This window comes from Limnohabitans planktonicus II-D5, assembly GCF_001270065.2.
GTDB classification, from domain to species: Bacteria; Pseudomonadota; Gammaproteobacteria; order Burkholderiales; family Burkholderiaceae_C; genus Limnohabitans_A; species Limnohabitans_A planktonicus.
On the sequence record NZ_LFYT02000029.1, the window covers coordinates 24,956 to 35,164 of the forward strand.

Below are 10,209 nucleotides of genomic sequence, written 5' to 3' on the forward strand. Positions count from 1 at the left end.
ACGGGATCGGTTTGGCTTGCCTGCGCAAGTCGTTGGGGCGGGTGTTTTGCCGGAAGGTGTCGGGTGGCCTGAAGCATTCTTCGGGCGTCACCACATAGACCGTCCAATCGCCGTACAGCTTGCCGTCAAAGCAGAGCAGGTCACCGTCCATTTGCAGTTCCAAAAACGTGTCGTTGTTGCCGGTGAGCAAGTGGGCATCGCTCGGGCTGGTGAACTGGAGATTCACGCTGCAAGCGTAGATGGTGTGAACGTGTTGGAGCGGACCAAGGGCGGGGCCATCAAAACCCCAGTCGTTCATGACTTGGTTGGGCGTGTCACGGCCATGAAACAAGCCCAAATACATGCCGGGTTTTTGGGGCCGTATGCCGTAAACGGGTGCATCGACTGCTTGTGCGTTGTTGGGCATATCGCCTCCTTGTTGCAAAGGCGCTCAGCTTACGAACGGGGCGGGGCTTTGTGTACCAGGGCTTTGCCTGGGTGACGGTGGGTTGTTCAGGCTCTAGGACGCACCCCAGTCTTCAACCAGAAATTGACGTGCCCGTGTGGCCATGCGTCAATCGCTCGTCGGTGCTCAAAAAGTCTTCGGGCACTTGCGCTTTTTCTACAGCGGCCAAAAAGCCGCTCCAGTCGTTGGGCCGTCGCGAGAGGATGACATCGCCTGTGACCGGGTCTTGGCGGATGAACACTTCCGGTGTGTCGAAGCGGTAGGCGGCCGGTAGCCGCACCGCTTGGCTGCGGCCGCTGGTGAAGAGTTTGGCGGTGTGTGACATGGTGGGCCTTCTTGTGGGTGGTCTGTGCCTGAGCGTGCTGTTTTCTGATGCAAATGGCCTGTCTGGGCGGTCATGGCCAAGTCGATTGTGGCGTCTCGATGGTTGTTGTGCGTTAAAAAAGTTCGGCGCTCTTGTTGCAAATGGAATCAAAATACCCGCCCATGACCCCACCCCGACTTGACCTGCGCAAAGGCGTGACCGACCCTGTTGTCCTGTTGATTTCCAGGCGGCAGGTGGAGCAACAAGATCTGGCTTCGGTGCTGGATTCACTCAAGGTGTTTACCGCCACGCGTGAAGACGCTTGGCTCTACCGGGGGCAGATGAGTCTGGTGGTGGACGGCTACAACCACGACCCGCGTGAGCTGGTGGACATTCCCGAGGTGCGCCACTTCCTCAAGCGGCTGGCCGCTCAGTGGCCGTATTGGGGTTTCTTTTTGAACCAGGTGGACGACAGCATCAAGATTTTGGGTTCGTGCTGCTGCGGCGTGGAGTTTCCCGGCCGTGGCGCGGTGCTCATCGATCCGGCGCTGCTGCCCGGCTTTTTGAACCAGGCCTTTGCAGGCATGAACGCGCTGTTCGACCAGCACGGTTTTCCTGAGCACGAGCTGGAGGCCATGAGCATGGGGCTGGTGGCTTTGATTGCGCCGTCTGAGTGATGCGGCCTTGTCCGTCCGCTTTCAAAGCCCCGATAATCACCCCATGAAAAATCTACGCCCAGAGACACTGGGCATCGTGCAGCGGGTCGAAGCCCTCAGCGGGTGTCCCGTCGAATTTCAGCCTGACAGTTCGCTCAGCATTCAAGCCACTCTCCAGAAAGCCCGCCACGGTGCCGCCGCCCATGTGCTGCGGTACCGGCCGGGCAGTGGGCCGCTGGACTATTGGGTCGCTTACCAGTGCGGCTTTGCCTTGCGCTTTTTTGCTTTGCCGCCCGACCAGCGTTTCGATTTCGTGGACACGGGCGATGGCACAGAGCAGGCCGCCACCTTGTTGACCAGTGGGCAGGCGCTGCCCGCTGCCGACCTGGAGCGCGTGCCCATGTTCGCGCACCAGATCGAGCAATGGGCCTTGATGACCTTGCTGTCTTACCCGGTGGGCATGCGGGTGGACCAGTGGCTGCATGACGAGTTCCCGGCTTTGCGCGATTTGCAGCGCGAAGGCATGGACTTCATCCAGCAAGAAAACCTGCGGCTCTTGTCCATGGCCATGGGCCGCTTGACGGTGCCCGTGCCTTTGCTGGGCATGCCTGCGGCTTATGCCTTGTTGGCCGACCAGCTGCTGGGCACCGGCATTTATGCCATTGCCTACCGGGCCGCTGGTGTGTTGGGCATGGGCGAAGTTTTGCGCGATGCGGGCGCGGCCGTGCCCACAGGCCCCGAGCACGACCGCGCCCTTATTGATGCCTGGGCGCAAGCGCTGGGCGTGTCGTCCTGGTACGCCTGGCGTCCTTACAAAATCCTCTCATGATTTCCGAATTCAAGATTCCCCTGCACCGCTTCGACCTGAACCTGCTGCCCGCCGATGCGAGGCAGATTGGCTCTGAGGCTTTCAAGATGGCGGTTACGGTGCACTTCGCGGCCGAGTACGCGGCCAGCGGTCAAAACGCCATCGTCACGGTGGACGATGTCGAGATTGGCGTGATGACATACCCGCGTGATGCGGATGCGCTGGACATGATCATGCCCAAGCTCAAGGCGGGCAAGCTGGCCGAGGCCGTGCCTTACCTGGAAGCGGTCAACAAGGACGAGCCGGACAATGCCGCCGTGCTCTACAACTTGGGGCTTTGCTACAGCGAGTTGGGCCAGTTCGACGAGGCGATCATTCGCCTGAAAAGGGCCGTGCAGCTGGACCCGAAGCACGCGCATTCGTGGATTGGCATTGGCAACGCGTACCACCGCATGCGCAAGCCGGAGCAGGCTTTAGAGGCTTTCACCGAAGCGCTGCGCCTCAACCCGAAAGACGCTTACACACAGCGCAACCTGGGCGGCATGTTGCTGGCCATGAAGCGCCCGGCAGAGGGCGTGGCCTACCTGCGCAATGCGCTGGCCCTGATGCCCGATGACCCGCAAAGCATTTACGGCTTGGCGCTGGGCTTGTCCGACCTGGACACGGTCGATGCCGACCGCGAAGCCGATGGTCTGTTCAATCGGATCATCAAGGAGCACCCCACATCGCCCGTGGTGGAGCAGGCCGAAAAAGCCCGCACGCGCCTGGCGCACAAGGGCCTGCAAGAGGGCGCTGTCGGTGGCCTGCGGCTGGACGTGTTGGCCTACATGACCGATGCGCTGCGCACCTTCGACAAAGTCGGCCCCAAAGACATGCAGCGCATCGCCCTCGAAATCGCCTTGAAGGGTCAGTCTGGGCTGGACATCAACAACCCAGCCAAGCAATACACGCTCAAGAGTTTGCCGGGCGAGTTCTCAGGCCTGCATCTGCTGGCCATCATGTACGCGGCCTTCCAGCGGGTGGACCCGACTGCGGACCTGGGGGCGGATTTTTCGAAGGAATATGCGATGGCTTTGAAGGCTTACAAAGGGCGTTGAATCCTGGGTGACTGTGGCTTGCTCAGGCTCTAAGCCGCAATCGAATGCGCAGACAGGCTGACCTGAAGCCTCTCGCGCACGGCCCTGAAAATGGCCGCGAGGTTGTCCATGCTGGGATTGCCTTTAGGCGAAAGCATCCGGTGCAGGCTTTTGCTGGGCTTGGCCGTCAATGCGGCCAGTTGCTCAAAGCCCATGGTGGCGTTGACCAGGTCTCGCAAAATGAGCCGGGCTGTTTCGGGTTCGCCGTTAAGAAACAAAGTGGCGGCTTCATCCAGGAGTGCCTGTGCAAAAGATGCGTCGCTCTGAACGCGCTCGACGACAGTGTCTTTGAAGTTTCTGGTCAGTGCCATGGGGTTACCTCTTGTGCTTGCTGCTTGTGTTGGCGTGAATTGCTTTTTTTCGGGCCTTGTACTCGGACAATAATTCCTTGGCTTTGTCGATGTCCCGTTGCTGACCACGCTTGGTTCCTCCGCCAAAAAGAACGATGAGCGTGTCACCGTCTTTGGCGAGATAAATTCGATAACCTGGCCCCCAGTCAATGACGTACTCACCCATGCCATCAAACCACTTGATGCTGGATGTATTGCCAAGCTCCATACGCAGCTTGGCCACGGTCACTTTGGCGGCGGCCTGCGCCGATAGGGAGTCAAACCATTGTTTGTAGGGGATGGATGCATCCTCGCGGATGTACTCTTGGACCTTGATCGACATGCTTAATGGTAACGCATTTGTTACCAATGGTGTTTCCATTCAGTGGCGGCGCTGCTGCCCGGCTTTTTGAACCAGGCCTTTGCAGGCATGAACGCGCTGTTCGACCAGCACGGTTTTCCTGAGCACGAGCTGGAGGCCATGAGCATGGGGCTGGTGGCTTTGATTGCGCCGTCAGAAGAATAGGCGTTTTGTCAGAAACTCTCATATACTTCTGACAAATTGAGGCCAACCCATGAGTCAACTTGCGCAAGCTGTTTTGTCAGTCGCCCAATCCCTGCCAGAGGGGGGCTTGCTGTCGCCCAAGGAATTCCTTCACCTGGGGACTCGGGCCGCCATTGACCAAACGCTCACCCGTTTGACCAAAGAGGGGCTGCTTTTGAGGGTGGGGCGTGGCGTGTACGCCCTGCCTGTGCAGGGTCGATTTGGTGTGCGCCCGCCTTCCACCGAATCCGTTGTCGAGGCGATTGAAGCGGCCAGCGGTGAAGTGGTGGTGCCCAGCGGCGCAGCCGAGGCCAATGCCTTGGGTCTAACGACTCAGGTGCCGATCAAAGAGATTTTTCTGACGACAGGGCCATCACGTCGCCTGCATTTGGGTCATCGCGTGGTGGAACTCAAACACGGCAACCGTTGGCAAATGTCCATGGGCAAACGCCCTGCAGGCCAAGCCATTCGTGCGCTTTTGTGGCTGGGGCCAGACCAAGCGCCCGCTGCATTGCAGACGCTGCATGGCGTGTTGGAGACCCAAGAGTGGGCCGCCATGCGCGGTGCCAGAAACCTGTTACCCAGCTGGATGGCCAAGGCGGTCAGTGAGGTGCCTGGTGGCTGAGCCCTGGTTCGCGTTGAGCCGCGCAGATCAAGCCGAAGCACTCGAAGTTGCCGCAGCGGCCACGGGCCGGCCGCCCCATTTGCTTGAAAAAGACATTTGGGAAATGGTTCCAGTCCTCTTGCGAGATGGTCATCCAATTCCAGCCTCCTCAAGGCAGGTCAAGAAAATCATCCATCAGCTCCTTAAAGAGCCTCGGCGCAGAAAGTGGCAGGGGCCACGATGCGTGTTCGGCCAGCGCTACCTCGCTGAAGCAGGCCTGCGCGTCGGTCGCCGGTCACCAAGTAATCGGCCTCACTCGCCAATGCCATGGAAAGCAGAAAAGCATCGTCTGGATCATTCAGGTCCATGTCATCCGGGGGCGGAGGTAAATTGACGATCACAATGGCACGCTGCATGTTGTTGACCATGGTGCCAACGCGGTGGGCTGGCAGGATGGCCTTGAGTTTTGGGTAGCGGCTCACGCGACGCAGCTCTTCAAGCTGAGCGGTAGAGGTCACCAGCTCGAATCTGGCTGCACGCCATGCCCGATAAATGACATCAGGTGGTCCGTAAGGCGAGATCAGTGCACCCAGAAGCACATTGGTGTCCAAAATGACCCGCATCAATGCTTACGCGCCCATTGCACTGCCTCGTCAATGAGAGCGTTCAATTCGGACTCGTCCATACCTTTGCTTGCAGATTTGGCTTGCTCGACTGCCTTTTCAAGAAGGTATGAGCGCACAGCCTCCTCAATGAAGCGTGACAAGTCACCCTTGCGCCCACCGCCTTGCGCGGCAATGAACATGCGAACGGATTGGTCGGTGTCAGGCGAAACAGCAATGTTCCAGCGAACTGAGTCCATGATTTCTCCAGTGTTTGGGTGTGTAAGTGTTTATACATCAAATGCAAATACCATGAAATGGGTGTTCCGCAGCGCAGTGGTGACGAAGCGGCCCCGTCAATGTTCAAGAGCTTGGCCGCATTTGCTGGACGGCCCTGATTTCGTAGTCGTTGATCAGCTTTTTGAAGTACTTGTAAATGTCAGCCATCTTCACATTCAGCTGGATGCTGGCAAAACCTTCATCATTTTTGTCGAGTGGGATCACGCCCGTGACCACGCTCTTGAAGTGTTCGGGGTCTTTGTTTCTGATGGGCTGATAGCTGTTGATGGCCAAAAAAATGTCGTCGAGTGTGTAGCCATGGTCTCTGGTGAGGACCATCAAATCGTAGAGATCACGAGACTTCACGCGGTCATAAACGACGAGGCTTTTCATGACAAGAAGCCCTTCAACGCTCAGCACATCAAAGCCTCCCTCAGAAACCGTCACCTTGGGGGCGGTCTTTAAGTACGCAATCTGCGCCTTGGGCCGATCGCTTTCATTGCGGGAATGAAACGTGACCTTGGCGCCGTCAATCAGGTCATCCTCAATGGCTTGTGCCTTTGCTGTTCGCAAGCCTTTGATGATGTTGCTCAGCATCCTGCTCACGCTGGCGCTGGTCATGGGCTCAAATGCACGCCGCTTGAAAACGCGTTTGACTTTGGGGGCGCCGTAGTAAAAGCACAACCGGGCCACATCCTCGAACTTGTGCTTTTCGAGCACATGGCCGATCAACACATCGTCCTTGATGTTGGGGTTTGACCAGTCATAAGCGCCAGACAAACCGATCTTGATGGACTTGCGTGTCGCGTTGGCTTGGTGAATGACGGTGCGCAGCCACGCGGGGATCAGCGCGGCGTAGTTGTCCATTTCTCCTTCTGCCCAGTCACCCGTGGCACGCTGGATATCCAGCGTTGTGAGGTTTTGCATTCCCCGGGTCCACAGCTCAAGCAAGATCCTGCCAATGGGGCTGGCCGCAAGCTGGATTTTCCTTTGACTCATGCGGCGAAATTGCACGGTGTGCCCAGCAGCCTGGACGGTGCGCGACAGACCCGAAGTGGGCACCACCAGCAGGTCTTCTGCTCCTCCGGCTGGCGCAAGCCCTACTTTCTCCCCCGTCTTTTGCGCCATTGCATGGGCAATGGATTGTGCATCCACACGCTGGCCCGCTGTGACATACAGCCCTCTGGCGACCCGCTCAATGGTCCCTGCCTTCATCATCCGAATGAGCGCCTGGTCAACGGCTGCGCGAGTCCCCACCGACAAAAAGTCAGCACTGGAGAAGACGGCCCCTAGGGGCTTGTCGGCGATGGCTTGCCTGATCTTTTCAGATGTTTGCATGTCAGAAATTATTAACGTTTTTCAAACAATGTCAATTATTTAGGCGGCGCTGGATTGTGAGGGCAGAGGACGGACGAGAAGCTATTGATTCGGCCCTATAAAGTTTTCAATGCTTGAAGATTTTGTAGGTCGGCGGCTTCAGCCCCAACATGGCTTCTGCGCAGGCTGCATGTCGGGGCTGAAGCCGCCGACCTACGAGATGGCATGGCGCACATTTCAAACTTCAACTGGCCGGCTCAATAGGCGGCAGGTCAAGGCCACACCATCAACCCCCGCAGCCCCACCCCATAACTTTCAAACCCCTGATCAGCCCAGCGCGCGCTGCTGTCGATGCAGTCGTGCTGATGGCCATGCACCGTCATGCGCACGCCCATGCGGCGGGCCAGTTCGTCCAGCTCATGAAATCCGTGCTCGTGGTAGCCGGGGGCTTCGTGGGTGATGAGGATGTCAGCCTGTAGCGTGGCCAGTTGTTCGACTTCGTCGGGGTAGATGCTGGACCAGTGCTTGAGGTGCACGCTGCCTTGCCAGCGGTCTTGGCGCGGGGTGACGCGGGCGTGGTCATCGCGGTTGCGAAACTTGGGCGCTTGCTGGTCTTTGGGGTACCACACCGCGCCGCGAAACACGCCGCCCAGCCCGGCGATGCGCGTGCCGCATGGCAGCGTGACGACGCGGCCGTGCAGCTGCCGCTCGCTCACCTCGGGGTGCCACACGTTGCCAAAGTTGTCCGCATGGTCGGTGTCGTGGTTGCCGTGGATGAACCAGACGCGCTCCCAAATCGCTTCCAGCTCGATGTGCAGCGGCCGGGCCGGCTCCAGGTCGCCCAGCAGGATGACGGCGCGAGCATCGGTTTGCAGCGCCTCATCGATGATGTGCTGCCACTGGCCGTGCGGGTCGCCGCAAAAGAGGATGGGGCCGTTCATGTGTGCGCCACTGTCAGTCAGTGCTGAACTGTCCAGGGGTTGATCACGGTGACGCCCGCCGCTTCAAACGGGCTGGCGTCGCGCGTGGCCACCATGAAGCCATGGCGCTTAGCGGTGGCGGCGATGTAACAGTCAGGATTTGAAATGGCTTTGCCTTGTGCGCGGGCTGCTGAAAGTAGGTCCGCGTAGGTTTGCGATGCGGCGGCGTCAAAAGGCAGGATGCGCTCTGCAAACAAGGGCAGGATGCGTTGCTCCAAACCGTGGTGCAGGGTTTCTTTGCGTTTGCCCGCGGGCAGAGCCGCGATGCCAAAGCGCAATTCGGCCAGGCTGATGGCGGACAGGTACAGGGTGTCGATGGATTGCGCGTCGATCCACGCCAAAACGCCTGTATCTGCTGACAGTTTCAGTGGCTCAGAGATGACGTTGGTGTCGAGCAAGATCATTCAAACCTCATGGGCGCAGCGGGTGTTTTGTCGCGCTCAAGATTCAAATCAAAGCCGCCAGCTTGTTGACCAATTTCGGCCAGCAGCGATCCCAGTTGGATGCGCCCCACCGGTCGTGCGGCTTGTTCCAGAATGGCGCGCACTTCGGCCTCTGTGCTGCGGCCTGCCAATGAGGCGCGCAGACGCAGGGCTCTGTGGGTTTCTTCGGGCAAGTTGCGGATCGTGATGGATGACATGGCCAAGTCTCCTTGATTTGGCTTGCATGATATCACTGGCTATATTTTGATATCAATTTCAGGGTGTTGATGCATCTCGCCTGCATGCGTTCTCTCGCAAAGTCAAAACCGGTCAGGTCGCAAGGGCCTGCGTTTGCAGGGCGGCATCAGCGAGAGCAGGATTACCACTGATCAGCATCAGCGTGCAGGCATTTCGGGGTTGTAGCCGCCGCCTCACATCGCTGGATAGTCGATGTACCCCTCAGGCCCCGGCGCGTAAAAGGTGCTGGAGTTCGCTTTGACCAATGGGGCGTTGGCTTTGAGGCGTTGCACCAGGTCGGGGTTGGAGATGTAGGCGCGACCAAAGGCCACGGCGTCGGCGCGGCCAGAATCAATGGCGTCGATGGCCATGTCGCGGGTGTAGCCGTTGTTGGCGATGTAGGCGCCTTTGAAGGTTTGACGTGCCCAAGCAAAGTCAAAGCCTGGCAGATCACGCGGGCCACCAGTGGCGCCCTCGACAAAGTGGATGAAGGCGATGCCGCGTTGGCTGAGCGCTTCGACCAATGGGCCGAACACGGATTGCGGATTGCTCTCGGCCGAGTCGTTGGCGGGCGAGACGGGCGACAGGCGGATGCCGGTGCGGCCTGCGCCGATTTCGGCGGCCACAGCGTCCACAACTTCGAGTGCAAAGCGGATGCGGTTTTGGGGCGAGCCGCCATAGCCGTCGGTGCGCAAGTTGGTGCTCTCGCGCAAGAACTGGTCGATCAAATAGCCGTTGGCGCCATGGATTTCCACGCCGTCAAAACCGGCCCGGATGGCATTCGCCGCGCCTTGGCGGTATTGCTGGACAACTTGCTTGATTTCGTCCTCTGTCAAGGCGTGTGGCACGGGAGCGGGCACTTTGCCGTTGCGGCCGTAGGCCATCACCTTGGCGGCCACGGCCGAGGGCGCGATGGGTTCAACGCCGCCAGTCAGGTCGGGGTGGCTGATGCGGCCCACATGCCAGATTTGCGCCACGATTTTGCCGCCCGCTGCATGCACGGCCTGGGTGATGGGTTTCCAGCCTTCAACCTGCGCATCCGAGTAAATGCCGGGTGTTGCCATATAGCCTTTGCCCCCGGGCGAAACCTGCGTGCCTTCGCTGATGATCAGGCCTGCGTTGCTGCGCTGGCGGTAGTACTCGATGTTCATGGCGCTGCCGGGAATGTCGCCCGCGGCTTCGTCAGCGCGGCAACGGGTTAGCGGGGCCATGACCACGCGGTTGGCCATCTCGATGTCGCCGATGCGGGTGGGTTGAAAAAGTTGGGCCAAGGTGTCGGTCATGTGTGGGCTTGCTGATGCAAGGGGTTGGAGCGAATCTGCTGATTATGAGTGGTGATGAAAGCGCTTATCTGCACGAACACGACACATGACTACAGTCGGTGGTTTCAGCCCTGACTTAACGATCCGGCCCTGTGAAGTCTGCAGGGTGGCTTCAATCTTGCACCTTGTGGGCGCTAAGCCCTGCTGGCGATCAGACGCATGTGGAGCACAGCCTTTTCGCTTGGCTGGCAAGCTCCCACAAAATCCTCCCAACGGGCAACACA

The 10,209-nt window shown here is 59.0% G+C and carries 15 protein-coding genes; 5 read left to right on the forward strand and 10 right to left on the reverse strand.

What is annotated here, in order from left to right; all coding sequences use genetic code 11:
* Positions 1-518: 518 nt before the first annotated feature.
* Positions 519-770, reverse strand: a complete 252-nt coding sequence (locus H663_RS37395; protein WP_053169146.1) for an antitoxin — start codon at positions 768-770, stop codon at positions 519-521.
* Between the two features lie 161 nt (positions 771-931).
* On the opposite strand from H663_RS37395, the gene H663_RS37400 reads away from it, so the two are divergent.
* The 3 genes from H663_RS37400 to H663_RS37410 are packed head-to-tail and all read left to right on the forward strand — an operon-like array spanning position 932 to position 3,310.
* Entirely contained in the window at positions 932-1,426 is a 495-nt protein-coding gene (locus H663_RS37400) for a chlororespiratory reduction 6 domain-containing protein (RefSeq protein WP_053169143.1), read from the forward strand.
* 43 nt (positions 1,427-1,469) lie between these two features.
* On the forward strand, positions 1,470-2,234 hold the full coding sequence (locus tag H663_RS37405; RefSeq protein WP_053169142.1) for a hypothetical protein: 765 nt from the start codon (positions 1,470-1,472) through the stop codon (positions 2,232-2,234).
* The gene (locus H663_RS37410) at positions 2,231-3,310 is read left to right on the forward strand and encodes a tetratricopeptide repeat protein (RefSeq protein WP_053169139.1); all 1,080 of its coding nucleotides are present in this window, start codon (positions 2,231-2,233) and stop codon (positions 3,308-3,310) included. Before H663_RS37405 ends, H663_RS37410 begins: the two co-directional genes overlap by 4 nt.
* A 29-nt stretch (positions 3,311-3,339) precedes the next feature.
* Here the strand turns inward: H663_RS37410 and H663_RS37415 are convergent, their stop codons facing one another.
* Both H663_RS37415 and H663_RS37420 read right to left on the reverse strand, forming a co-directional pair.
* On the reverse strand, positions 3,340-3,660 hold the full coding sequence (locus tag H663_RS37415) for a helix-turn-helix domain-containing transcriptional regulator (RefSeq protein WP_053169137.1): 321 nt from the start codon (positions 3,658-3,660) through the stop codon (positions 3,340-3,342).
* A gap of 4 nt (positions 3,661-3,664) precedes the next feature.
* Positions 3,665-4,060 carry a type II toxin-antitoxin system RelE/ParE family toxin gene (locus H663_RS37420; protein ID WP_240620562.1) on the reverse strand — a complete coding sequence of 132 codons (396 nt, stop codon included), beginning with the start codon at positions 4,058-4,060 and terminating at the stop codon, positions 3,665-3,667.
* A gap of 3 nt (positions 4,061-4,063) precedes the next feature.
* Here H663_RS37420 and H663_RS41720 point away from each other — a divergent pair, with 3 nt between their 5' ends.
* Entirely contained in the window at positions 4,064-4,204 is a 141-nt protein-coding gene (locus H663_RS41720; protein WP_165803945.1) for a hypothetical protein, read from the forward strand.
* Positions 4,205-4,253: 49 nt separating this feature from the next.
* Positions 4,254-4,847 (forward strand): DUF6088 family protein, encoded by a 594-nt coding sequence (locus H663_RS37425; protein WP_053169133.1) that lies wholly within the window; start codon positions 4,254-4,256, stop codon positions 4,845-4,847.
* A gap of 182 nt (positions 4,848-5,029) precedes the next feature.
* On the opposite strand, the gene H663_RS37435 is transcribed toward H663_RS37425, so the two are convergent.
* From H663_RS37435 to H663_RS37465, 7 genes are all read right to left on the reverse strand, one after another.
* On the reverse strand, positions 5,030-5,449 hold the full coding sequence (locus H663_RS37435) for a putative toxin-antitoxin system toxin component, PIN family (RefSeq protein WP_053169131.1): 420 nt from the start codon (positions 5,447-5,449) through the stop codon (positions 5,030-5,032).
* Positions 5,449-5,688, reverse strand: coding sequence for a ribbon-helix-helix domain-containing protein (locus tag H663_RS37440; RefSeq protein ID WP_053169129.1), 240 nt, complete (start codon positions 5,686-5,688; stop codon positions 5,449-5,451). Before H663_RS37440 ends, H663_RS37435 begins: the two co-directional genes overlap by 1 nt.
* 103 nt (positions 5,689-5,791) lie before the next feature.
* Positions 5,792-7,045: a DUF6088 family protein gene (locus tag H663_RS37445; RefSeq protein ID WP_053169127.1), complete on the reverse strand. Its 1,254-nt coding sequence runs from the start codon at positions 7,043-7,045 to the stop codon at positions 5,792-5,794.
* A gap of 251 nt (positions 7,046-7,296) precedes the next feature.
* Positions 7,297-7,965, reverse strand: coding sequence for a metallophosphoesterase family protein (locus H663_RS37450; protein WP_053169124.1), 669 nt, complete (start codon positions 7,963-7,965; stop codon positions 7,297-7,299).
* A 17-nt stretch (positions 7,966-7,982) separates the two neighbouring features.
* Positions 7,983-8,408 (reverse strand): type II toxin-antitoxin system VapC family toxin, encoded by a 426-nt coding sequence (locus H663_RS37455; protein WP_053169122.1) that lies wholly within the window; start codon positions 8,406-8,408, stop codon positions 7,983-7,985.
* The gene (locus tag H663_RS37460) at positions 8,405-8,644 is read right to left on the reverse strand and encodes a FitA-like ribbon-helix-helix domain-containing protein (RefSeq protein ID WP_053169120.1); all 240 of its coding nucleotides are present in this window, start codon (positions 8,642-8,644) and stop codon (positions 8,405-8,407) included. The genes H663_RS37455 and H663_RS37460 overlap by 4 nt, the downstream gene beginning before the upstream one ends.
* 213 nt (positions 8,645-8,857) lie before the next feature.
* Entirely contained in the window at positions 8,858-9,946 is a 1,089-nt protein-coding gene (locus tag H663_RS37465; protein WP_053169118.1) for an alkene reductase, read from the reverse strand.
* Positions 9,947-10,209 lie beyond the last annotated feature (263 nt).

What these genes read in the sequence shown, in the direction of transcription:
- H663_RS37395 (WP_053169146.1), bottom strand. Translation starts at nt 770, where the DNA reads ATGTCACACACCGCCAAACTCTTCACCAGCGGCCGCAGCCAAGCGGTG.
- H663_RS37400 (WP_053169143.1), top strand. Translation starts at nt 932, where the DNA reads ATGACCCCACCCCGACTTGACCTGCGCAAAGGCGTGACCGACCCTGTT.
- H663_RS37405 (WP_053169142.1), top strand. Translation starts at nt 1,470, where the DNA reads ATGAAAAATCTACGCCCAGAGACACTGGGCATCGTGCAGCGGGTCGAA.
- H663_RS37410 (WP_053169139.1), top strand. Translation starts at nt 2,231, where the DNA reads ATGATTTCCGAATTCAAGATTCCCCTGCACCGCTTCGACCTGAACCTG.
- H663_RS37415 (WP_053169137.1), bottom strand. Translation starts at nt 3,660, where the DNA reads ATGGCACTGACCAGAAACTTCAAAGACACTGTCGTCGAGCGCGTTCAG.
- H663_RS37420 (WP_240620562.1), bottom strand. Translation starts at nt 4,060, where the DNA reads ATGGAAACACCATTGGTAACAAATGCGTTACCATTAAGCATGTCGATC.
- H663_RS37425 (WP_053169133.1), top strand. Translation starts at nt 4,254, where the DNA reads ATGAGTCAACTTGCGCAAGCTGTTTTGTCAGTCGCCCAATCCCTGCCA.
- H663_RS37435 (WP_053169131.1), bottom strand. Translation starts at nt 5,449, where the DNA reads ATGCGGGTCATTTTGGACACCAATGTGCTTCTGGGTGCACTGATCTCG.
- H663_RS37440 (WP_053169129.1), bottom strand. Translation starts at nt 5,688, where the DNA reads ATGGACTCAGTTCGCTGGAACATTGCTGTTTCGCCTGACACCGACCAA.
- H663_RS37445 (WP_053169127.1), bottom strand. Translation starts at nt 7,045, where the DNA reads ATGCAAACATCTGAAAAGATCAGGCAAGCCATCGCCGACAAGCCCCTA.
- H663_RS37450 (WP_053169124.1), bottom strand. Translation starts at nt 7,965, where the DNA reads ATGAACGGCCCCATCCTCTTTTGCGGCGACCCGCACGGCCAGTGGCAG.
- H663_RS37455 (WP_053169122.1), bottom strand. Translation starts at nt 8,408, where the DNA reads ATGATCTTGCTCGACACCAACGTCATCTCTGAGCCACTGAAACTGTCA.
- H663_RS37460 (WP_053169120.1), bottom strand. Translation starts at nt 8,644, where the DNA reads ATGTCATCCATCACGATCCGCAACTTGCCCGAAGAAACCCACAGAGCC.
- H663_RS37465 (WP_053169118.1), bottom strand. Translation starts at nt 9,946, where the DNA reads ATGACCGACACCTTGGCCCAACTTTTTCAACCCACCCGCATCGGCGAC.